Consider the following 21,735-nt stretch of genomic DNA (forward strand, 5'->3'; position numbering starts at 1 on the left):
TGCGAAGGGAGTGGCGGGGAGGGAGCCGATCGAGTTCTTCGCTCCTCCCCCTGCGAAGGGGGAGGCTGGGAGGGGGTTTAGCAGGCAACGCCAGATCCGGAGTTGCCCTTAATACCCCATCCCAACCTCCCCCTTCGCAGGGGAGGGAGTTGATAAATACATAAAAAATACCACGGAGGGCACAAGCGATTTGTGCCCTTTTTCTATAAGATCCTCTGGCTGGATTTTTATAGGTTTATGCTGCGATTGAGGTTTTTTTAATCGCTATTATTAATTTGTCTGACCGGCAGATTTCCCCTACGCAAACGTTTTCTTTTTCTGTTAGAATTCGCCGCGAACTGGATGCCGGGGCAGACGTGACTGGATTAGACACTGGAATAGTTAATGGTCTGGATTGATTACGTCATCATTGCGGTTATCGGATTTTCTACTTTAGTCAGTTTAATCCGTGGTTTTGTCCGTGAGGCTTTATCGCTGGTAACCTGGGCTTGTGCCTTTTTCGTTGCCAGCCATTATTACCCTTACCTCGCCATCTACTTCACACGTTTCGAAGATGAGTTAGTTCGAAACGGGATCGCAATTGCCATCTTGTTCATCGCGACGTTGATCGTAGGTGCAATTGTCAACTATGTGATTGGTTCACTGGTTGAAAGAACCGGGTTGTCCGGCACTGACAGGGTGTTAGGTGTGTGCTTTGGCGCACTGCGCGGGGTGTTAATCGTCTCCGCGATGCTGTTCTTCCTCGATACTTTTACCGGTTTTTCACAAAGCGAAGACTGGAAGCAATCCCAGTTGATCCCACAGTTCAGTTATATCATCAGGTGGTTCTTTGACTACCTGCAGAGCACGTCGAGTTTCTTGCCCAAACATATTTAGTTTTGGCAGCGCTGAAGAGGAAAAGACAACATGTGCGGTATTGTCGGTATCGCCGGTTTCATGCCGGTAAACCAGTCGATTTATGACGCGTTAACGGTGTTACAACACCGCGGTCAGGATGCTGCAGGCATCACCACCATCGACGCGAATAATAACTTCCGTTTACGTAAAGCGAATGGCCTGGTGAAGGATGTTTTCGAAGCCCGCCATATGCAACGCTTACAGGGCAACATGGGTATTGGCCATGTGCGCTACCCAACGGCTGGCAGTTCCAGCGCTTCAGAAGCTCAACCTTTCTACGTCAACTCTCCGTTCGGCATCACCCTTGCTCATAACGGTAACCTGACCAATGCTCACGAATTGAGAAGTAACCTGTTCGAAGGCCAGCGCCGTCATGTGAACACGACCTCCGATTCTGAGATCCTGCTGAATATCCTGGCGAGTGAACTGGACCGTTTCCAGCACTACCCGCTGGAAGCAGACAACATTTTCGCGGCAGTGGCGGCGGTGAACCTGAAAATTCGCGGTGCCTATGCGTGTGTGGCGATGATTATCGGTCACGGCATGCTGGCGTTCCGTGACCCGCACGGTATCCGTCCGCTGGTCATCGGTAAACGTACGCTGGAAGATGGCCGTAACGAGTACATGGTGGCTTCTGAGAGCGTGGCGCTTGATACGCTGGGCTTTGAGTTCCTGCGTGACGTTGCGCCGGGTGAAGCGGTGTACATCACCGAAAAAGGTCAGCTGTTCACCCGCATGTGTGCGGAGAACCCGCAGTACAATCCGTGCCTGTTCGAATACGTCTATTTCGCGCGTCCGGATTCCTTCATCGACAAAATTTCCGTCTACAGCGCCCGTGTCCGTATGGGTGAAAAGCTGGGCGCGAAAATTGCCCGTGAATGGGAAGATATGGATATCGACGTGGTCATTCCGATCCCGGAAACCTCCTGCGATATCGCGCTGGAAATCGCCCGTATTCTGGATAAACCGTACCGTCAGGGTTTTGTGAAAAACCGTTATGTTGGCCGTACGTTTATCATGCCGGGGCAGCAGGAACGTCGTAAATCTGTACGCCGTAAACTGAACGCCAACCGTGCTGAATTCCGTGATAAAAACGTGTTGCTGGTGGATGACTCCATCGTGCGCGGCACCACCTCTCAGCAGATTGTTGAGATGGCGCGTGAAGCCGGGGCACGACGTGTTTATCTGGCGTCAGCGGCACCGGAAATCCGTTTCCCGAATGTGTACGGAATCGATATGCCAAGCGCCAACGAACTGATTGCGCATGGCCGTGAAGTCAGCGAAATCAATCAGATAATCGGTGCTGATGCCTTAATCTTCCAGGATCTGAGCGACCTGATCGCCGCAGTGAAAGAAGATAATATGGATATCGAGAAATTCGAATGTTCAGTCTTCGACGGTGTTTACGTCACCAAAGACGTTGACCAGAACTATCTGGAATACCTTGAAGCCCTGCGCAACGATGACGCTCAGGCGTTACGTGGTCAGCAGGAAGCTGAAAATCTCGAGATGCACAACGAAGGCTGATTCGCCCGTTACTGACATCCGTTAAGGCGCGCCCCTCCGGTCACCACCGGGCGGGCGCGTTTTTTTATGCCTGAATTTATGTCAGTATTGGCTGAAACGGATCCGGGTTCATTTTAAGGCAGTGTTTATGAAACGACTTATCGTCGGTATTTCCGGCGCCAGCGGCGCAATTTATGGTGTCAGACTTTTGCAGGTTTTGCAGAGTGTACCTGATATCGAAACCCATCTGGTGATGAGCAATGCCGCCCGCCAGACGCTGACACTGGAAACCGATCTTTCCCTGCGCGATGTGCAGGCGCTGGCAGATGTGGTGCATGATTCCCGCGATATTGCCGCCAGTATTTCTTCCGGTTCCTTTAAAACCGCCGGTATGGTGATCCTGCCGTGTTCGATCAAAACACTTTCCGGCATTGTGAACAGTTATACCGACGGTTTACTGACCCGCGCTGCTGACGTGGTGCTGAAAGAACGTCGCCGTCTGGTGTTGTGCGTGCGTGAAACCCCGCTGCACCTCGGCCATTTACGGCTGATGACCCAGGCCGCCGAACTGGGCGCTGTGATTATGCCGCCGGTTCCGGCGTTTTATCATCGCCCGGCCTCGGTCGAAGATATTATCGATCAGACGGTAAACCGGGTGATCGATCAGTTTGATATCGAGCTGCCGGAAGACTTATTTGTTCGATGGCAGGGCAGTCACTGATCTTTCCAGTCTCAATACGCACTCATTTCGCGCACTTCAGTTACATTGCACCAACAATGATCACAATTTGATTCATTGAGGTGCAGTGTTCACCACGCCTTCAGCTATTCTTCCTTCAGACCTTTGAAAACTTTCATTATCCCGATGCTTTTTTGACCGGTTTTCACACTCTCACGGCGCAAAATCGCTGTGCAGAGAAGCGGCACGAAAAGTGCATGAGAAAACCTGGCAAAAAGCCATTTGCATCGTTCAGCAAACTATAAAAAGACGTTCATTCACGCACACACAACCACAACAGATGAATAATCACTGAGGCTAATGTATGAAAAAGTTGTTCAAGGTTCTTCCGCTGGTTCTGGTCTTAGCCAGTGCAGGTAGTGCATTTGCTGCCGCGCCTAAAGCAATTAATATCGGTACTGATCCGACTTACGCCCCATTTGAATCAAAGGACTCCAGCGGCAAGCTGGTAGGTTTTGATATCGACCTGGCTAACGAGATGTGTAAACGTGCAGAAATTAAATGCACCTACGTCGAAAGCGATTTCGATGCCCTGATCCCTTCCCTGAAAGCCAAGAAAATTGATGCGATAATTTCCTCGTTATCCATCACTGAGAAACGTCAGCAGGAAATTGATTTCACTGAAAAACTGTATGCCGCAAACGCCCGTCTGATCGCACCAAAAGGGTCAAAAGTGCTGCCAACGCTGGACGCGCTGAAAGGCAAAAACGTCGGTGTTCTGCAGGGTTCCACGCAGGAAGCTTATGCTAACGCGATGTGGCAGCCAAAAGGCATCAACGTGGTGGCTTACCAGAACCAGGATCTGATTTATGCGGATCTGGCTTCCGGTCGTCTTGACGCGGCATTCCAGGATGAAGTGGCGGGCAGCGAAGGCTTCCTGAAACAATCTGCCGGTAAAGATTACGCGTTCGCCGGTCCGTCCGTTAAAGACGACAAATTCTTCGGCGTGGGCACCGGCATGGGTCTGCGTAAGACCGATACTGACCTGAAAGACGCGCTGAACAAGGCGTTTGACAGCATGCGTAAAGACGGCACCTACGACAAACTGGCGAAAAAATACTTCGATTTTGATGTTTACGGCGGCTGATTTGCCCCGTGAGATGTGCCAAAGGGGGCGGTACGCCGCTCCCTGCGGTTCTGACGCAGGCTGCCGTTTTGCCTGCGCAGGGATCCACTAAAGACAGGAAAAAACCATGCTGTATGGGTATTCCCAGGTAATCATCCAGGGCACGTTAGTGACACTGGAGCTGGCGATTTCGTCAGTCATTCTGGCGCTGGTGATAGGGTTAATCGGCGCGGGCGGGAAACTGTCAAAGAACCGGATCGTGTCTGGTTTATTTGGTTGCTACACCACGCTTATCCGCGGCGTACCTGATCTGGTATTGATGTTATTGATTTTCTACGGGTTGCAGATTGCACTTAACAGCGTCACAGAATCACTGGGCATGACACAAATTGATATCGACCCGATGAGCGCCGGTATTATCACGCTGGGCTTTATCTATGGTGCCTATTTCACCGAGACGTTTCGTGGCGCATTTATGGCGGTGCCGCGCGGACAGATCGAAGCCGCAACGGCCTACGGTTTCAGCGGTTCACAAATTTTCCGTCGTATTTTATTTCCGGCCATGATGCGTTTTGCGCTGCCGGGCATTGCCAACAACTGGCAGGTTATCCTCAAAGCCACCGCGCTGGTGTCCTTGCTGGGCCTGAATGACGTGGTGAAAGCCACGCAACTGGCCGGGAAAGGCACGTATCAGCCATTCTATTTCGCGATTGTGGCGGGTGTGGTTTATCTGATTTTCACCACGCTGTCGAACGGCGTGCTGGTGTGGCTTGATCGCCGTTATTCGCTGGGTGTGAAGAGGGCTGATCTATGATCGAAATTTTACAACAGTACGGTATGTCCTTGCTCTACAGCGACGGTTACCGTTTCACCGGTCTGGCGATCACCTTGTGGTTACTGATCAGCTCCGTCGTGATAGGCGGATTACTGGCGGTGCCGATGGCGGTGGGGCGCGTGTCTGCCAACAAATTCCTGCGTTATCCGATCTGGCTGTATACCTACGTTTTCCGCGGAACGCCGCTGTATGTCCAGTTGCTGGTGTTTTATTCGGGGATGTACAGCCTGGAAATCGTGCGTGGCACCGACTTCCTCAATGCCTTTTTCCGCAGCGGGCTGAACTGTACGATTTTGGCGCTGACGCTCAATACCTGCGCCTACACCACCGAAATATTTGCCGGTGCCATCCGTTCTGTTCCGCACGGCGAAATTGAAGCGGCCAATGCGTACGGGTTCTCACGATTTAAATTGTATACCTGCATTATTTTGCCGTCGGCATTGCGTACGGCGCTGCCTGCGTACAGTAATGAAGTCATTCTGATGTTGCACTCCACCGCGCTGGCGTTTACCGCCACGGTGCCGGACGTGCTGAAAATCGCCCGCGACATCAACTCGGCGACGTATCAGCCGTTTTATGCTTTCGGGATTGCAGCAGTGATTTATCTTTGTGTTTCTTTTGTCCTGATCGGGCTGTTCCGCAAGGCGGAAAAACGCTGGCTGGCTCACGTAAAGCCTCAAGCTCATTAATAAGAATTATTTTTGCGGAATAACTTTATGCCAGAAAACAAATTAGCGGTTCTCGATCTCCACAAACGCTATGGCGACCACGAAGTGCTGAAAGGCGTTTCATTGTCTGCCAATGCGGGAGATGTGATCAGTATTATCGGTTCATCCGGTTCCGGGAAAAGTACCTTCCTGCGCTGCATTAACTTCCTTGAAAAGCCAAGCGAAGGCTCGATCAGCGTGAATAATCAGGATATCCGTATGGTGCGCGATACCGACGGTCAGCTGAAAGTGTTTGATAAAAAACAGCTGCAACTGCTGCGCACCAAACTGACGATGGTATTTCAGCATTTCAACCTGTGGAGCCACATGACGGTGCTGGAAAACGTCATGGAAGCGCCGGTACAGGTGCTGGGGCTGAGCAAGGCAGAAGCGCGGGAACGCGCGGTAAAGTACCTCGATAAAGTGGGTATCGACGCCCGTGCGCAAGGCAAATATCCGGTGAACTTATCCGGCGGCCAGCAACAGCGCGTATCTATTGCCCGTGCGCTGGCGATGGAACCGGAAGTGCTGCTGTTTGACGAGCCAACTTCCGCGCTCGATCCTGAACTGGTGGGCGAAGTGTTGCGCATCATGCAAAAGCTGGCGGAAGAAGGAAAAACCATGGTGGTGGTGACGCACGAGATGGAGTTTGCCCGTCACGTCTCCAGCCACGTCATTTTCCTGCATCAGGGGGTGATTGAAGAGCAGGGCGATCCGTCTGAAGTCTTCGGCAGCCCGAAAAGTGCGCGCCTGCAGCAGTTCCTGTCAGGTGCATTGAAGTGATATCCGTGCTCCTTCCCCTCTCACGAGGGGAAGGTTTAAAGCAAATCAACCTTTCGCGGCCAGCAGGCACAACTGAAGGGTCAGTTCATAGGATTTCACAAACGAATTCACCGGCAGGAATTCGAATTTCGAATGGAAATTGTGCGCGCCGGTGAAGTAGTTCGGCGTCAGCAAACCTTTGGCTGACAATGCGGCTCCGTCGGTGCCGCCGCGCATCGGGATCACTTTCGGCTCCACGCCGATCTCTTTCAAACCTGCAAAGATCAGATCAATCGCCCGGCGATCTTCACCGATGGCGCTGCTGATATTGCTGTAGGTGTCACTGATCTCAACTGAGACTTTCGCCGTCGGATACTGCGCGGCGATCTCTTTCGCGACATCATGAATTTTTTGCTTACGTGCTGCAAAACTGGCGCTGTCGAAATCACGGATTGAGGCTTTCAGTTCGGCCCCTTGCTGGGACGCGCTCATGCCGTTAAACCAGACATAACCTTCACGGCCTTCGGTATTTTCAGGGGTTTCTGCGCGATCAAAATGGCTGATGAAATCCTGCGCCATCAGCAACGGATTCACCAGTACGCCTTTGGCTGACATCGGGTGCGCCGTCACGCCGGTAAAGGTAATCTCTGCCGCTGCCGCGTTGAAGTTTTCATACACCACTTCGCCCAGTTCGCAGCAGTCGATGGTATAGGCGAAATCCACATCAAAGCGCGCCAGATCCAGCGCCTTGGCACCACGCAGGCCGATTTCTTCGTCAGGCACAAACGCCACCACGATATCGCCATATTCCTGCTCTGCCGTCAGGTTTTCCAGCAGCGTCATCACCACGGTGACGGCCGCTTTGTTATCGGCACCCAGCACGCTGGTGCCGTCGCTGAAAATAATGTCTTCGCCTTTGTACGGCAGAATTTCCGGGCGTTCAGCAGGGCGCAGCCAGATATCCTGTTCCCTGTTGAGGCACACATCCTCACCGGTGAAACGCAACGTTTGCGGATGAATATCCGGGCGCAGGCCGACATCCACCGTATCAATATGCGTGATGAAACCGATGCGCGGGCCGCCTTTTTTGGTGCCGGATTTTACTGCCGTTACGGTCGCATGTTCGTCGATCTGAATGTTTTCCAGACCCAGCTGATGCAGTTCTTCCGCCAGCAAGCGTGCCATATCATGCTGGCCCGGCGTGCTGGGCAGGGTGGTCGCGCTGGCATCACTTTGTGATGTCACGGAGAGATAGCGGTAGAAACGTTCGGTAAGCTGTGTTGCGATTGTTGTCGACATCTTGACCTCTGAATGTGCGCAAATAGGGTTCCTTGTTATAAGATTTTCATATATAACAAAGTATTACTACGTGTTATCCAGATGTTAATCTGTTTTTGCTTTATGTTCCACGATGAAGAAGATCTAAACACTCTCCGGACAGGGAAAATAGGGAAAAGAATGAAACACAACATTTTAAAAATAAGCACAGGTTTACTGGCATTGGCGATCACCGGCGGCGTTTCTGCGAAAACGCTGGTTTACTGCTCCGAAGGCTCGCCTGAGCAATTCAACCCGCAGTTGTATACCTCGGGCACCTCGGTAGATGCGAGCGCCGCGCCGATTTATAACCGTCTGGTGGATTTCAAAATCGGCACCACCGAACTGGTGCCAAGCCTGGCGGAAAGCTGGGACGTCAGCGCGGACGGTAAAACCTATACCTTCCACCTGCGAAAAGGCGTGAAATTCCAGAGTAATAAGTTGTTCAAACCGACCCGTGATTTTAACGCCGATGACGTGATCTTTTCGTTCATGCGTCAGAAAGACGAAAATAATCCTTATCATAAAATTTCCGGCGGCACGTATCTGAACTTTGACAGCCTGAAAATGGGCGATCTGATCGGCAGCATTGATAAGGTGGATGACTACACTGTTCGCTTCAATCTGACCCGCCCTGAAGCGCCGTTTGTCGCCGATCTGGCGTGGTATTTTGCGTCAATCCTGTCGGCGGAATATGCGGATCAGATGCTCAAAGCCGGTACCCCCGAGAAACTCGATCAGGTCCCGGTCGGCACCGGTCCGTTTGAACTGATGCAATACCAGAAAGACACCCGTCTGCTGTATAAAGCGTTCCCGGAATACTGGCAGGGCAAATCTAAAATTGACCGTCTGGTGTACACCATCACGCCGGATGCCTCAATGCGTCTCGCAAAACTCGAGAAAAACGAGTGTCAGGTGATGCCGTTCCCGAACCCGGCTGACCTTGAGCGTATGCGCGCCAATAAAGACATCAACCTGATGAGCAAGGCGGGCCTGAACACCGGTTTCCTTTCGTTCAACACGCAGAAAGCGCCGCTGAATAATGTGAAAGTGCGTCAGGCGCTGACCATGGCCATCAACAAACCGCAAATCATCGAAGCGGTATTCCACGGCACGGGCACCGTCGCCAAAACGCTGCTGCCGACCGGCGTCTGGAGCTACAACGACAAGCTGGTGGATTACGATTATTCACCGGAGAAAGCCAAAGCGTTGCTGGCAGAAGCCGGTATGCCGAACGGTTTTGATATCGACTTGTGGGCGATGCCGGTTCAGCGTCCTTACAACCCGAACGCCCGTCGTATGGCGGAAATGATCCAGTCAGACTGGGCGAAAATCGGCGTGAAAGCGCATATCGTCAGCTACGAATGGGGCGAATACCAGACCCGTATCCGTAACGGCGAGCACATGGCAGCATTAATGGGCTGGACGACCGCGAATGGTGACCCGGATAACTTCTTCGGTCCGCTGTTTACCTGTAACGCCGCGAAGGGCGGGTCGAACTCCGCCAAATGGTGTTACGCGCCGTTTGACCAGCTGATTACCGAAGCGAAAGAAACCACCGATCATGCCAAACGTGTCGCACTCTACGAGCAGGCCCAGCAGATGATGCACGATCAGGCACCGGCGGTGATGATCGCTCATTCGACGATCTTCGAACCGGTTCGTAAGGAAGTGACGGGATATGAAGTGGATCCGTTTGGGAAACATGTTTTTTATCAGGTGGATGTGAAGGAGTAAAAGCGGCTAGTTCAGTTAACTCCCTTCCCAGCGAAAGGAAGGGCTGGGATAGTAAAGAAAAATCAAAAATTTGAAGCGTACATGAGTAACGGTGTTAGTCCTTAAAACCCCCTCCCAGCCTCCCCCTTCGCAGGGGGAGGAGTAAAAGCGCCGATCTGCTCCACCTTCGCAGGGGCAGGAGTAAAAGCGCGGATCTGCTCCATCTTCGCAGGGGCAGGAGTAAAAGCGCGGATCTGCTCCCTCCCCTGCGAAGGGGAGGGCTGGGGTGGGGTATCAAAGGAAAATCAAGAAGTTGAGGTGTGCATTAGTAATGGTGTTAGCCCTTTAAGACCCTTCATCCCAACACATCCTCCAGCGCTTCTTTCAATTCCTGATGCTTAAAAATAAACCCTGCCGCTTCCAGCCTGCGCGGGACGGCGCGTTGTCCGCCGAGCACCAGTACGGCGGATTCCCCCATCAGTAACCGCACCACCGGCGCGGGCGCACGGATAAAGGCGGGGCGGTGCAGCACTTCCCCCAGCAGGGCGCTGAATTGTTCGTTACGAGCCGGATAAGGCGACACCATATTGAACGGGCCGGAAAGTGTCTCGTGAGCGAGCAGGAATAAAATCCCGTCAATCATGTCGTCAATATGGATCCACGGCATGTATTGCTGACCATCCCCCAGCGGGCCGCCGAGACCGGCGCGGTAGGGCAGAACCATTTTTGCCAGCGCGCCGCCTTTTTTAGCCAGCACGATACCGGTTCTCAGCAGACAAACCCGGGTCTGCGGGCTTTGGGCTGTCATCGCCAGCGCTTCCCAGCGGGCGCAAAGCTGCCAGGTAAATTGCTTGTCAGGCGGCTCGTCTTCAGGCACCAGCGCCTGCCCCTGATCGCCGTAATAGCCTACTGCCGAACCGGAAATAAACACTGAAGGCGGCGTTTGGCTGGCATTTATCAGCGTCGCCAGTTTCTCCGTCAGCTGCCAGCGGCTTTCACACAGCAACGCTTTCTGATCTTTCGTCCAGCGTTTATCGGCAATCGGCTCACCCGCCAGATTAATCACGGCATCAAAACCGTCCAGCGTGGTTTTGCCTGTCAGCGTTTCCCAAATCTGAACCGCGGGGCCGAGTAATTTTGCCGCGCGTTCCGGGGCGCGGCTCAGCGCGGTAATCTGATGAGAGTGACTGAGAAGTTGTTCGGTCAGTTTGCGGCCAATCAGGCCGGTCGCGCCGGTAATCAAGATCTTCATAACGTGATCCTTAACTGTCTGAATACGCGGATGAACTGTCTTTCATCATAGTTGAGTCGCCGCCATTAACTCGCGATATGGAGCACAATTAAGCATTTTCGTTCTAAGGGGAGGGTGAACGCCTCCGGCAGGAACCGGAGACGGAAGGGCTTACTGCGCCTGCGCTAAGGCATAAGCTTTCTGCGTGGCGGGACGGCTTTTCACCCGTTCGAACCAGTTGCGCACGGCAGGGTATTCCGCCAGATCAATACGCTGGCGTTCATGCGCTACCACCCACGGATACGTGGCCATATCGGCAATACTGTACTGGTCACCGGCAATATAGGCGTTTTTCTCTAACTGCCGGTTCAGCACGCCATACAGACGCTGGGTTTCCTGCAGGAAACGCTCAATGGCGTAAGGCACCGGCTGCGGGGCGTAATGGGTAAAGTGATGGTTTTGCCCCAGCATCGGACCAAATCCGGCCACCTGCCACGTCAGCCATTCCAGCGTGAGGGTACGCTCACGCAACTCTTTACTGAGGAATTTGCCGGTTTTTTCTGCCAGATATTGCAAAATTGCGCCAGACTCAAAAACACTGACCGGCGCGCCGCCATCAACGGGCTGACTGTCAACAATGGCCGGGATTTTATTGTTGGGTGAGATGGCAAGGAATTCAGGTTTGAACTGCTCCCCGGCGCTGATATCAATGCGGTGAAGCCGGTATTGCAGGCCACTCTCTTCAAGAAAAAGAGAAATTTTATGGCCGTTAGGTGTTGGTGCGTAATAAAGATCGATCATATTGCCTCCTGCGTTGTTTTAATCACTTTCCGCGACGTGCGGGGCGGGATGCGCCAATGTGGAATTGGTAATCACAAGCTTCTTATCTGAAGTAATAGGGTATCATAATGCAGATGAAGAGCGGCCTATGTCAGAGTTGTCTGATGGCGAACTTTGCGGGGTGACATAGCTTTTACGTTGCGAGAGCGCATCCATAGCTATTGAAGCCACCCTGCAGACCCAGATAGAATCTCGGGACATTACCGACGTGTTGCAAAATCACAGCGCACAGACTTATTGCGCACAGACCAGCGCTTAAAAGAGAAGGTTCCAGCGGATGTCAGAACAAGAGCAAAACATCAGTACGGATGAGTGGGTTGATATCGTCAACGAAGACAACGAGGTCATTGCCCAGGCCAGCCGACAACAAATGCGCGCTCAGGTCCTGCGTCACCGTGCCAGCTACATTGTGGTTCATGACGGAATGGGGAATATTTTGGTTCAGCGCAGGACTGAAACCAAAGACTTCTATCCGGGCTGGCTGGATGCCACCGCCGGTGGTGTGGTGCAAAGCGGCGAAAATATTCTGGACTCTGCCCGCCGAGAAGCGGAAGAAGAACTGGGCATTGCCGGTGTGCCGTTTGCCGAGCACGGTCAGTTCTATTTCGAGGAAGAGAATAAATGCCGCGTATGGGGCGCGCTGTTCAGTTGCGTATCCCACGGTCCGTTTGCCCTGCAGGAAGAAGAGATCGACTCTGTCCGCTGGATGAAACCGGAAGAAATTACCGCGCGTTGTGATGAATTCACGCCGGATTCCCTGAAAGCGTTGTCTTTATGGATGACGCGCAACAACGAAAAAGAGCACGGTAAACCGCTGACCCGTGAAGTTACCGCCCCTGTCGCTGAAGAGAAAGGCAATCAGGAAGACGCGTCACCGAAAGACGATATCTGATCCTGCCTTACGGGCGATCCCGCATCGCCCGTACTCTTTTAGCAACTGTCCCGCTTGCACAATGACGAGGCAATCGTCACTTCTTCCCATTCCTCATCATGAATTCTCGCCAGCAATGCCTGCGCGGCCCTGACGCCAATCTCTTTATGCGGGATGGCAATCGTAGTCAGCGGCGGCTGGCACACTTTACTGACATCCGCATTGCCGAATCCGACGACCGCCAGATCGTCCGGCACCTTGATGCGTCTGCGCTGGCATTCATACAACGCGCCACAGGCCAGATCATCGGAGACACACACCAGCGCGTCGATTTCCGGCCAGGCCAGAAGGAATTCCGGCAACTGTTGTGCGCCGGTGGAAAAGCAGGCCGGTTCGGCGGCATTGATCACCCGGTGCGGTGACATGTGCGCTTTCAGCATCGCCTTACGCCATCCCTGAAGATGCTGCTGGAAAATCCACTGTTCCTGATTGGCGCACAGCATGCCGATATTCTGGTAACCCTTTGCCACCACGGTCTGCGTCAGCTGAAACATCGCTTCCACGTAATCAATACCGATATTCATGTCGATCGGCGAATCGGTCAGCGCCCCGATTTCCAGTACCGGAATCGTCAGGTTATCCAGCCATTGCCGGACGTTGGCGGAATGTTCGACCGACAGCAAAATCGCTGCCGCCAGATTGTAGGAGAGCAGCGTTTCCAGCAGTTTTTCTTCACGCTCAATACGGTGCTGAGATTCCGCCAGCATGATCTGATAACCCGCCGGTTGCAGCACTTTCTGCAATCCGGCAAACATTTCGGCACAGCCCGCTTCGGACAGGCTTGGCACAATCATGGCAATGGTATTTGACGAGGCAGATGCCAGTGAACTGGCCGCCTGATTAGGCAGATAGCCCAGCTGACTGACCGCTTCTTCGATCTTCTCCCGCAGCTTATCGGAAACCTGTTCAGGCGTTCGCAGCGCACGGGAAACGGTCATGCTGCCCACGCCTGCAAGCTGTGCGACATCGGCCAGCGTCACTCTTCCGGTACTGCGTCTCTTCTTGTTAATGGACATTCACGATCCTGACCTTAACTGCGCATCTTGCGCACAATGTATACCCACAGGTATAGCGAAAAAAGCGGGCCGCAGCAGGACCGGCAAAACGGGAACCACGGCAGAATTCGGTAAATTATCGGCAATTTCCTGACAAAGTATACCGTTATTTATGCGATCCACGGACGGGTGATACCGCCGCGCGATTATTTTTGATAGCGCTATCACAGATCTCAATGATAGAAGTTTGGTAGCGCTACCTTTGTGATTTGTATCACAGATGTTAACGCTATCGCTGAAGTAGAGTCTGGATCGTTGGTGCGGTCTGGGGGAAATTTGACCGGCCATCTTCAAAAATAAAACGGAGTATCACTATGCTGAATGATTGGCTGACCTCTGAACGAATTCAGATCAGAACGGATATCACGGACTGGCGGCAGGCAGTGGAAGTCAGTGCACAACCGCTGCTGAAAGAAGGGACAATTACCCCGGAGTACCTGACGGCAATTTTTGCCCAACGGGAAAAACTGGGGCCGTATTTTGTGCTGGCACCCGGCATCGCCATGCCTCATGCCAGACCGGAAGAGGGCGCACACGGATTAGGGTTATCACTGCTGACATTGCCGCACGGCGTCGTGTTTAATTCAGAAGATAACGACCCGGTGTACACGGTGGTGATGTTATCGGCACCGGATAAGCACAGCCATATTGAGCTGATTTCCGAACTGGCTGAATTATTTTCCTGCGATGAGGATATGCAGAAAATACATCAGGCCGGAACGATAAGCGAAATACAGGATGTGATATCCCGCTATTAATTTGAGTTAATACCGAAATAAAGTGACGCGTTAAATAAAAAGGAATTCAGACCTCTCAGATGCATTTTCACAGGCAGCTGATACGGTATTCTACATTTTAAAAAACAGATAAATAACAGGTGAATAATATGAAAATCATGGCGATTTGTGGTTCCGGTTTAGGCAGCAGCTTTATGGTGGAAATGAACATCAAGAAAGTCCTGAAGAAACTCAATATTCAGGCGGATGTTCAGCACTCCGATTTGTCATCGGCCATTCCGGGCGAAGCCGATCTGTTCGTGATGGCAAAGGATATCGCCGCCAGTGCCAGCATTCCTGAAAACCAGCTGGTGGTGATCACCAATATCATTGATATTAATGAACTTGAAACAAAACTGATTACCCATTTTGAAAAACATCCAGTGTCCTGACCGGCGCTGAATAACCCTACAAATAAAACAAATAGACAAACGAGGTGGATATGTTTATCCAGGAAACGCTCAAGTTTGTGGTTGATATATTAAAGGTGCCTTCCGTTCTGGTCGGGCTTATCGCATTAATCGGTCTGGTGGCACAAAAGAAAAACTTTTCTGATGTGGTGAAAGGTACGGTGAAAACAATACTGGGCTTCCTGGTATTGGGCGGTGGTGCGACCGTACTGGTCGGCTCATTAAATCCATTAGGCGGGATGTTTGAACACGCCTTTAATATCCAGGGTATTATTCCTAATAACGAAGCGATTGTTTCCATCGCGCTGGAGAAATTCGGTGCGCCGACCGCCTTAATTATGGCCTTCGGTATGGTGGCAAACCTGATCGTGGCACGTTTCACCCGTCTGAAATATGTGTTCCTGACCGGGCATCACACGTTCTACATGGCCTGTATGATCAGCGTCATCCTGACGGTCGCCGGTTTCGAAGGCATCTCGCTGGTGTTTACCGGTTCCCTGACACTGGGTTTGATCATGGCGTTCTTCCCGGCGCTGGCGCAGCGTTACATGCGTAAAATCACCGGCAGCGACGACGTGGCCTTCGGCCATTTCGGCACCATCGGGTATGTTTTATCCGGCTGGATCGGCAGCAAGGTCGGTAAAGGTTCACGTTCTACGGAAGAAATGAATCTGCCGAAAAACCTCAGCTTCCTGCGCGACAGTTCTATTTCTATCTCTCTCACCATGATCATCATTTACCTGATTATGGCGGTATTCGCCGGTCAGGTCTTTGTTGAAGCCACCTACAGCGCGGGCCAGAACTATCTGGTGTACGCCATCATCATGGCGATTACCTTCGCGGCCGGTGTGTTCATCATTCTGCAGGGTGTGCGTCTGATCCTGGCGGAAATCGTTCCGGCATTCGTCGGCTTCTCCGAGAAGCTGGTACCTAATGCGCGGCCTGCGCTGGACTGTCCGGTGGTCTATCCGTACGCGCCGAATGCCGTGCTGATTGGCTTCCTGTTCAGCTTCCTTGGCGGTCTGGTGGGGCTGTTCCTGTTAGGGCAAATGCATCTGGTGCTGATCCTGCCGGGCGTGGTGCCACACTTCTTCACCGGTGCGACGGCGGGCGTGTTCGGTAATGCCACCGGCGGACGTCGCGGGGCGATGGTCGGTGCCTTTGCCAACGGCGTGCTGATTACCTTCCTGCCGGTTCTGTTGTTGCCGGTGCTGGGCGCGCTGGGCTTTGCCAATGCCACCTTCTCCGACGCGGACTTCGGCGTTATCGGCATCCTGCTGGGTAATCTGGCCCGCTTCATGTCGAAGGAAGGCATCATGGCGCTGATTGTTGGCATCTTCGCGGTACTGGTTGCCTGGAACTATCTGGGCAAAAAACCGGTGGCTGAGAAAGAAGTCACTGAGAAGTAATTCCCTGTATTACTACGTTTATTAACTCCATCCGGGAAACACTGTCCTGCCTGTTAGCAATAACAGGCCAGGATAAGTGCTCACTAAAATAAGGACCCATCAAGATGAAAGATGTCCAGGAGGTTCGTGATCTGGCCCGCCATATCCGCATCGAGACGCTGAAAATGCTGACCGGTCTGGGATTCGGCCACTATGGCGGCAGCATGTCAGTGGTGGAAACGCTGGCAGTATTGTATGGCGATGTGATGCGCATCGACCCGGAAAAACCGGACTGGCAGGATCGCGATTATTTCGTGCTCTCCAAAGGCCATGCCGGACCGGCTTTGTATGCCACGCTGGCGCTGAAAGGTTATTTCCCGGTCAGCGAATTGCACACCCTCAACCAGAACGGCACCCGTCTGCCGAGCCATCCTGACAGGCTGAGAACCACCGGCGTGGATGCGACCACCGGTTCGCTGGGGCAGGGCGTTTCCATCGCCGCAGGCATGGCGCTTTCGCATAAACTGGCCGGTCGCAGCAACCGCGTCTTCTGCATTCTGGGAGACGGTGAGCTGAACGAAGGCCAGTGCTGGGAAGCCTTTCAGTTTATTGCCCATCACAATCTGCATAACCTGACGCTGTTTATTGATTACAACAAACAGCAACTCGACGGCACGCTGGATGAAGTCATCAGGCCGTTTGATCTGGCCGGAAAATTCAGTGCGTTCGGGTTTGATGTGCAGACCATTAAAGGCGATGACATCGTGGCAATCAGCGAGGCGGTGACGCCGGTGCGCCACGGCGAACAACGTCCGCTGGTAGTGATCCTCGACAGCATCAAAGGGCAGGGGGTGAAGTATCTCGAACAACTGGCGAACTCACACCACCTGCGGTTAACGCCGGATGTGAAACTGGAAATCGAAAATGCTATCGCTGAGCTGGAGGCCGCCCATGTTTGAAGTCACTCTGGAGTTGCAAAAAGACGCGGTAGAAATGCGTAAAGTTTACGCCAATACCGTGCGTGAAAAGATTGTTGAGAATACGCCAATTATCGCGCTGGAAGCCGACCTGATGAGTTCGATGGCAATGGACGGCGTGCATAAAGATCATCCTGATCACGTGATTAACTGCGGCATTATGGAAGCTAACGTTATCGGCGTGGCCGCCGGGCTTTCGCTGACTGGCCGCGTGCCGTTTGTGCATACCTTCACCGCCTTTGCCAGCCGCCGTTGTTTCGACCAGTTGTTTATGTCGCTGGATTACCAGAAGAATAACGTCAAGATTATCGCCTCTGATGCCGGTGTCAGCGCCTGTCATAACGGCGGCACGCACATGTCGTTCGAAGATATGGGCATTGTGCGCGGGCTGGCGAGTTCAGTGGTGATGGAAGTGACCGACGCGGTGATGTTCCGCAATATCCTGCTGCAACTGATGGATTTAAAAGGCTTCTACTGGGTGCGTACCATCCGTAAACAGGCCACGCAGGTTTACAAAGAAGGTTCGACGTTTACCATCGGCAAGGCCAATGTGCTGCGTGACGGCACTGATGTCACGCTGATTGCTAACGGGATTATGGTCGCTGAAGCGCTGAAAGCAGCGGAAATGCTGGAACGCGAAGGGGTCAGTGCGGCAGTTATCGACATGTTCACCCTCAAGCCGATTGATAAAGATATCATCATTCACTACGCCGCGAAAACGGGCAAAATTGTTACCTGTGAAAACCACAGTATTCACAATGGTCTGGGATCGGCGGTCGCTGAAGTCCTGGTGGAAAACCAGCCGGTGCCGATGCGCCGTGTCGGCGTGAAAGAACGTTACGGACAGGTGGGGACGCAGGAGTTTTTACAGCAGGAATATGGCCTGACCGCGGAGCATATTCTGGAAGCGGCGAAAACCTTGCTCTGAGATCCTGAAGAACAAAAGACCAAAAAAAACGCCGGACATAAAGCCCGGCGTTTTGCGTTCAGGGGGGTTGGCTTATTTAGCCGGAACCGCCGCTTCTGCCTGAGCAGACTGAATCGCAGTCAGTGCCACGGTATAGACGATATCGTCTACCAGCGCGCCACGTGACAGGTCGTTAACCGGTTTACGCATACCCTGCAGCATCGGCCCGATAGAGACCAGATCCGCAGAACGTTGTACCGCTTTGTACGTGGTGTTACCGGTGTTCAGGTCTGGGAAGATGAACACGGTCGCTTTACCCGCCACCGGCGAGTTTGGCGCTTTGGATTGTGCAACGTCAGCCATAATCGCGGCGTCATATTGCAGCGGACCATCGATGATCAGGTCAGGACGTTTTTCCTGGGCCAGACGGGTCGCTTCACGCACTTTCTCAACGTCGCTGCCTGCGCCGGAGTTACCGGTGGAGTAGGAGATCATCGCAACGCGTGGTTCGATACCGAATGCCGCGGCGGAATCCGCAGACTGGATGGCGATTTCAGACAGCTGTTCAGCGGTTGGATCCGGGTTGATCGCGCAGTCGCCGTAAACCAGAACCTGGTCAGGCAACAGCATGAAGAACACCGAAGAAACCAGAGAGCTGCCCGGCGCGGTTTTGATCAACTGCAACGGTGGACGGATGGTGTTGGCGGTGGTGTGAACAGCACCGGAAACCAGACCGTCAACGTTGCCTTGTTCCAGCATCAGGGTGCCCAGCACCACGTTGTCTTCCAGCTGTTCGCGCGCAACCACTTCGGTCATGCCTTTGCTTTTACGCAATTCAACCAGACGTGCCACGTATTCTTCGCGTACAGCCACCGGATCAACGATTTCGATGCCTTTACCCAGTATCACGCCCTGTGCCGCAGCAACACGTTTGATCTCGTCAGGATTACCCAACAGCACGCATTCCGCGATACCACGTTCAGCACAGAGGGCTGCCGCTTTCACGGTACGTGGCTCGTCGCCTTCCGGCAGAACGATACGCTTACCGGCTTTACGGGCCAGTTCAGTCAGCTGATAGCGGAATGCCGGTGGAGACAGGCGGCGTGAACGCTCTGAATGGGCGCTCAGGGAGTTGATCCAGTCGGCGTTGATGTGAGAAGCGACATATTGCTGCAGTTTCTCTACGCGCTGATGGTCGTCTGCCGGGACTTCCAGGTTGAAGCTTTGCAGGCTCAGGGAAGTCTGCCAGGTGTTGGTGTCAACCATGAAGACAGGCAGGCCAGTCTGGAATGCACGTTCGCACAGGCTGTTGATGCGCTCGTCAATTTCGTAGCCACCGGTCAGCAGGATAGCACCGATTTCCACGCCGTTCATCGCTGCAAGGCATGCTGACACCAGCACGTCAGGACGGTCTGCAGAAGTGACCAGCAGGGAACCCGGACGGAAGTGTTCCAGCATATGGGGAATGCTGCGTGCACAGAAAGTCACGGATTTCACGCGGCGGGTTTTGACATCGCCTTCGTTGATAATACGGGCGTTCAGGTGCTTGGCCATGTCGATTGCACGGGTGGCAATCAGCTCGAAGCTCCATGGAATGCAACCCAGAACCGGCAACGGGCTGTTGGCGAACAAGGTGGTCGGATCGATATTCGCGACGCTGGCTTTGGTGGAATCATCAAAGATTTCAGACAGGTCAGGACGGGTACGCCCCTGATCGTCAACCGGTGCGTTCAGTTTGTTGATGATTACGCCGGTGATGTTTTTGTTTTTGCTGCCACCGAAGCTGGAACGGGCCAGTTCGATACGTTCTTTCAGCTGTGCCGGAGAATCATTGCCCAGTGCCAGCACGAAGACGATTTCCGCGTTCAGGGTTTTGGCAATTTCGTAGTTCAGGGCATTTGCAAACTGATGCTTGCGGGTGGGCACTAAACCTTCAACCAGAACTACTTCAGCGTCTTTGGTGTTTTCGTGATAACGCGCGATGATTTCTTCCATCAGCACGTCTTGCTGGTTAGAACTCAGCAAGGTTTCCACGTGGCTCATTTTCAGCGGTTCGGCTGCGGTCACGCTGGAATTAGCACGGATAATCGTGGTGGTTTGATCAGGTGCATCTCCGCCAGTACGCGGCTGGGCGATAGGCTTGAAGATGCTCAGGCTGACGCCTTTTTGTTCCATGGCACGGATCACACCCAGGCTGACGCTGGTCAGACCGACGCTGGTGCCTGTTGGGATCAACATAATTGTACGGGACACGGCTAAACCTCTTTAACGGTTGCCAGGCAGGGACGGTCACAGGTTTGTGCAGAGGAGATAACGATCGGCATAAGCGCGATGATTACCTGCGCGGTGCGTCCAAACGGGCGATGTTTGCCTATAAGTGAAAAATTGCCCGCATGAAGCGGGCAGTCTTGAATCGTATTATGCGGTCAGACGCGCGGCGTCTTGTGCAATCACCAGCTCTTCGTTGGTCGGAATGACCAGAGCGGTGCGGGTGCCTTCTTTGTTGATGGCACCAGATTTGCCGAAACGGGCAGCCAGGTTGCGTTCGTGGTCAACTTCAAAGCCCAGCAGGCCCAGTTTAGCCAGAGACAGTTCGCGAACCATTGCGGCGTTTTCACCGATACCGCCGGTGAATACGACGGCGTCCAGACGGCCTTCCATCAGTGAAGTATACGCACCGATGTATTTCGCCAGACGGTGGCAGAAGACGTCCATGGCACGTTTCGCATCGGCTTTGGTGGTGTAGTTATCTTCAACATAACGGCAGTCGCTGGTGACTTCAGTCAGACCCAGCAGGCCGGATTCTTTGGTCAGCATTTTGTTGATTTGATCAACGCTCATGCCCAGAGAATCGTGCAGGTGGAAGATGATTGCCGGGTCGATGTCACCGCTGCGGGTGCCCATGACCAGACCTTCCAGCGGGGTCAGACCCATAGAGGTGTCAACACATTTGCCGTTACGGATGGCGCTGACAGAACCGCCGTTGCCCAGGTGGCAAGTGATCAGATTCACTTCTTCCACAGGTTTGTTCAGCATTTTTGCCGCTTCCTGCGTCACATAGAAGTGACTGGTGCCGTGTGCGCCATAGCGACGGACATGGTGATCTTTGTACAGGCTGTACGGCAGGGCGTAGAGATAAGATTCTTCTGGCATTGTCTGATGGAAAGCGGTGTCGAAAACGGCAACGTTTTTATCAGCCAGTTTAGGGAAAGATTTCAGCGCTTCATCAATACCGATCAGGTGAGCCGGGTTATGTAGCGGTGCAAACGGGATAGATTCTTTGATACCTTCGATAACCGCATCGTTAATCAGCATGGATTTGGTCAGCTTTTCGCCGCCATGAACGATACGGTGGCCGATCGCCACCAGCTCTGCGGACAGCTCAGGTTTTTTGCTCAGAATGTTATTAACGATGAATTTCAACGCTTCACTGTGTGCGGCGCCCGCACCTAAAGCGGCTTCTTCTTTGCCACCGTCCATTTTCCATTTAATGCGTGCTTCTGGCAGATGGAAACATTCGGCTAAACCTGAAATGTGCTCTTCACCATTTGCAGCATCAATGATGGCAAATTTAAGGGAAGAACTACCACAGTTAAGAACCAGTACAAGCTTACTCGACATGGAAGTACCTATTTATTGTTGGTGCTGTTTAAAAAAAACAATACACGTGGTTAA

General features: G+C 52.9%; 20 protein-coding genes. 14 read left to right on the forward strand and 6 right to left on the reverse strand.

Going from position 1 to position 21,735, the window contains the following annotated elements:
• The first annotated feature begins 384 nt into the window (after positions 1-384).
• The 7 genes from cvpA (at position 385) to hisP (ending at position 6,533) form a co-directional block, all read left to right on the forward strand.
• A complete protein-coding gene (gene cvpA, locus EYY67_RS04505; RefSeq protein ID WP_131692944.1) occupies positions 385-876 on the forward strand; it encodes a colicin V production protein in 492 nt (163 codons plus the stop codon).
• A gap of 30 nt (positions 877-906) precedes the next feature.
• Positions 907-2,424, forward strand: a complete 1,518-nt coding sequence (gene purF, locus EYY67_RS04510) for an amidophosphoribosyltransferase (protein ID WP_131692945.1) — start codon at positions 907-909, stop codon at positions 2,422-2,424.
• Between the two features lie 127 nt (positions 2,425-2,551).
• Positions 2,552-3,124, forward strand: coding sequence for a UbiX family flavin prenyltransferase (locus EYY67_RS04515; protein WP_131692946.1), 573 nt, complete (start codon positions 2,552-2,554; stop codon positions 3,122-3,124).
• 322 nt (positions 3,125-3,446) lie between these two features.
• Entirely contained in the window at positions 3,447-4,229 is a 783-nt protein-coding gene (gene argT, locus EYY67_RS04520; protein ID WP_095922862.1) for a lysine/arginine/ornithine ABC transporter substrate-binding protein ArgT, read from the forward strand.
• A gap of 106 nt (positions 4,230-4,335) precedes the next feature.
• Entirely contained in the window at positions 4,336-5,022 is a 687-nt protein-coding gene (locus EYY67_RS04525) for a histidine ABC transporter permease HisQ (protein WP_095922861.1), read from the forward strand.
• Positions 5,019-5,732, forward strand: coding sequence for an ABC transporter permease (locus EYY67_RS04530; RefSeq protein WP_095922860.1), 714 nt, complete (start codon positions 5,019-5,021; stop codon positions 5,730-5,732). Before EYY67_RS04525 ends, EYY67_RS04530 begins: the two co-directional genes overlap by 4 nt.
• Before the next feature lie 27 nt (positions 5,733-5,759).
• The gene (hisP, locus tag EYY67_RS04535) at positions 5,760-6,533 is read left to right on the forward strand and encodes a histidine ABC transporter ATP-binding protein HisP (RefSeq protein WP_095922859.1); all 774 of its coding nucleotides are present in this window, start codon (positions 5,760-5,762) and stop codon (positions 6,531-6,533) included.
• 45 nt (positions 6,534-6,578) lie between these two features.
• Here the strand turns inward: hisP and pepT are convergent, their stop codons facing one another.
• Positions 6,579-7,811 carry a peptidase T gene (gene pepT / locus EYY67_RS04540; protein WP_131692947.1) on the reverse strand — a complete coding sequence of 411 codons (1,233 nt, stop codon included), beginning with the start codon at positions 7,809-7,811 and terminating at the stop codon, positions 6,579-6,581.
• 159 nt (positions 7,812-7,970) lie between these two features.
• Here pepT and EYY67_RS04545 point away from each other — a divergent pair, with 159 nt between their 5' ends.
• The gene (locus EYY67_RS04545) at positions 7,971-9,566 is read left to right on the forward strand and encodes an ABC transporter substrate-binding protein (RefSeq protein ID WP_095922857.1); all 1,596 of its coding nucleotides are present in this window, start codon (positions 7,971-7,973) and stop codon (positions 9,564-9,566) included.
• Between the two features lie 334 nt (positions 9,567-9,900).
• Here EYY67_RS04545 and EYY67_RS04550 read toward each other — a convergent pair whose 3' ends face one another.
• The gene (locus EYY67_RS04550) at positions 9,901-10,797 is read right to left on the reverse strand and encodes a TIGR01777 family oxidoreductase (RefSeq protein WP_119822579.1); all 897 of its coding nucleotides are present in this window, start codon (positions 10,795-10,797) and stop codon (positions 9,901-9,903) included.
• A gap of 150 nt (positions 10,798-10,947) precedes the next feature.
• A complete protein-coding gene (gene yfcG, locus EYY67_RS04555; protein WP_095922855.1) occupies positions 10,948-11,577 on the reverse strand; it encodes a GSH-dependent disulfide bond oxidoreductase in 630 nt (209 codons plus the stop codon).
• Positions 11,578-11,893: 316 nt separating this feature from the next.
• Between yfcG and yfcD the strand changes: the two genes are divergently transcribed.
• Positions 11,894-12,508 (forward strand): NUDIX hydrolase YfcD, encoded by a 615-nt coding sequence (yfcD, locus tag EYY67_RS04560; protein ID WP_119822578.1) that lies wholly within the window; start codon positions 11,894-11,896, stop codon positions 12,506-12,508.
• A 38-nt stretch (positions 12,509-12,546) separates the two neighbouring features.
• Here the strand turns inward: yfcD and EYY67_RS04565 are convergent, their stop codons facing one another.
• Positions 12,547-13,563, reverse strand: a complete 1,017-nt coding sequence (locus EYY67_RS04565) for a LacI family DNA-binding transcriptional regulator (RefSeq protein WP_095922853.1) — start codon at positions 13,561-13,563, stop codon at positions 12,547-12,549.
• A 353-nt stretch (positions 13,564-13,916) separates the two neighbouring features.
• Here EYY67_RS04565 and EYY67_RS04570 point away from each other — a divergent pair, with 353 nt between their 5' ends.
• From EYY67_RS04570 to EYY67_RS04590, 5 genes are all read left to right on the forward strand, one after another.
• Positions 13,917-14,360 (forward strand): PTS sugar transporter subunit IIA, encoded by a 444-nt coding sequence (locus tag EYY67_RS04570; RefSeq protein WP_095922852.1) that lies wholly within the window; start codon positions 13,917-13,919, stop codon positions 14,358-14,360.
• Positions 14,361-14,488: 128 nt separating this feature from the next.
• Positions 14,489-14,770: a PTS sugar transporter subunit IIB gene (locus EYY67_RS04575; RefSeq protein WP_131692948.1), complete on the forward strand. Its 282-nt coding sequence runs from the start codon at positions 14,489-14,491 to the stop codon at positions 14,768-14,770.
• Positions 14,771-14,820: 50 nt separating this feature from the next.
• Positions 14,821-16,197, forward strand: a complete 1,377-nt coding sequence (locus EYY67_RS04580; RefSeq protein ID WP_119822577.1) for a PTS ascorbate transporter subunit IIC — start codon at positions 14,821-14,823, stop codon at positions 16,195-16,197.
• Positions 16,198-16,301: 104 nt separating this feature from the next.
• Positions 16,302-17,135, forward strand: coding sequence for a transketolase (locus tag EYY67_RS04585; RefSeq protein WP_131692949.1), 834 nt, complete (start codon positions 16,302-16,304; stop codon positions 17,133-17,135).
• Complete coding sequence (locus EYY67_RS04590; protein ID WP_131692950.1) at positions 17,128-18,081, forward strand: transketolase family protein; 954 nt, start codon at positions 17,128-17,130, stop codon at positions 18,079-18,081. The genes EYY67_RS04585 and EYY67_RS04590 overlap by 8 nt, the downstream gene beginning before the upstream one ends.
• 72 nt (positions 18,082-18,153) lie before the next feature.
• On the opposite strand, the gene pta is transcribed toward EYY67_RS04590, so the two are convergent.
• Together pta and ackA are read right to left on the reverse strand one after the other, a co-directional pair.
• Positions 18,154-20,298 (reverse strand): phosphate acetyltransferase, encoded by a 2,145-nt coding sequence (pta, locus tag EYY67_RS04595; RefSeq protein WP_195817542.1) that lies wholly within the window; start codon positions 20,296-20,298, stop codon positions 18,154-18,156.
• Positions 20,299-20,478: 180 nt separating this feature from the next.
• The gene (ackA, locus tag EYY67_RS04600; protein WP_112289913.1) at positions 20,479-21,681 is read right to left on the reverse strand and encodes an acetate kinase; all 1,203 of its coding nucleotides are present in this window, start codon (positions 21,679-21,681) and stop codon (positions 20,479-20,481) included.
• Positions 21,682-21,735 lie beyond the last annotated feature (54 nt).

Origin of the sequence: Rahnella victoriana (genome assembly GCF_004330295.1) — a bacterium.
GTDB classification, from domain to species: Bacteria; Pseudomonadota; Gammaproteobacteria; order Enterobacterales; family Enterobacteriaceae; genus Rahnella; species Rahnella victoriana.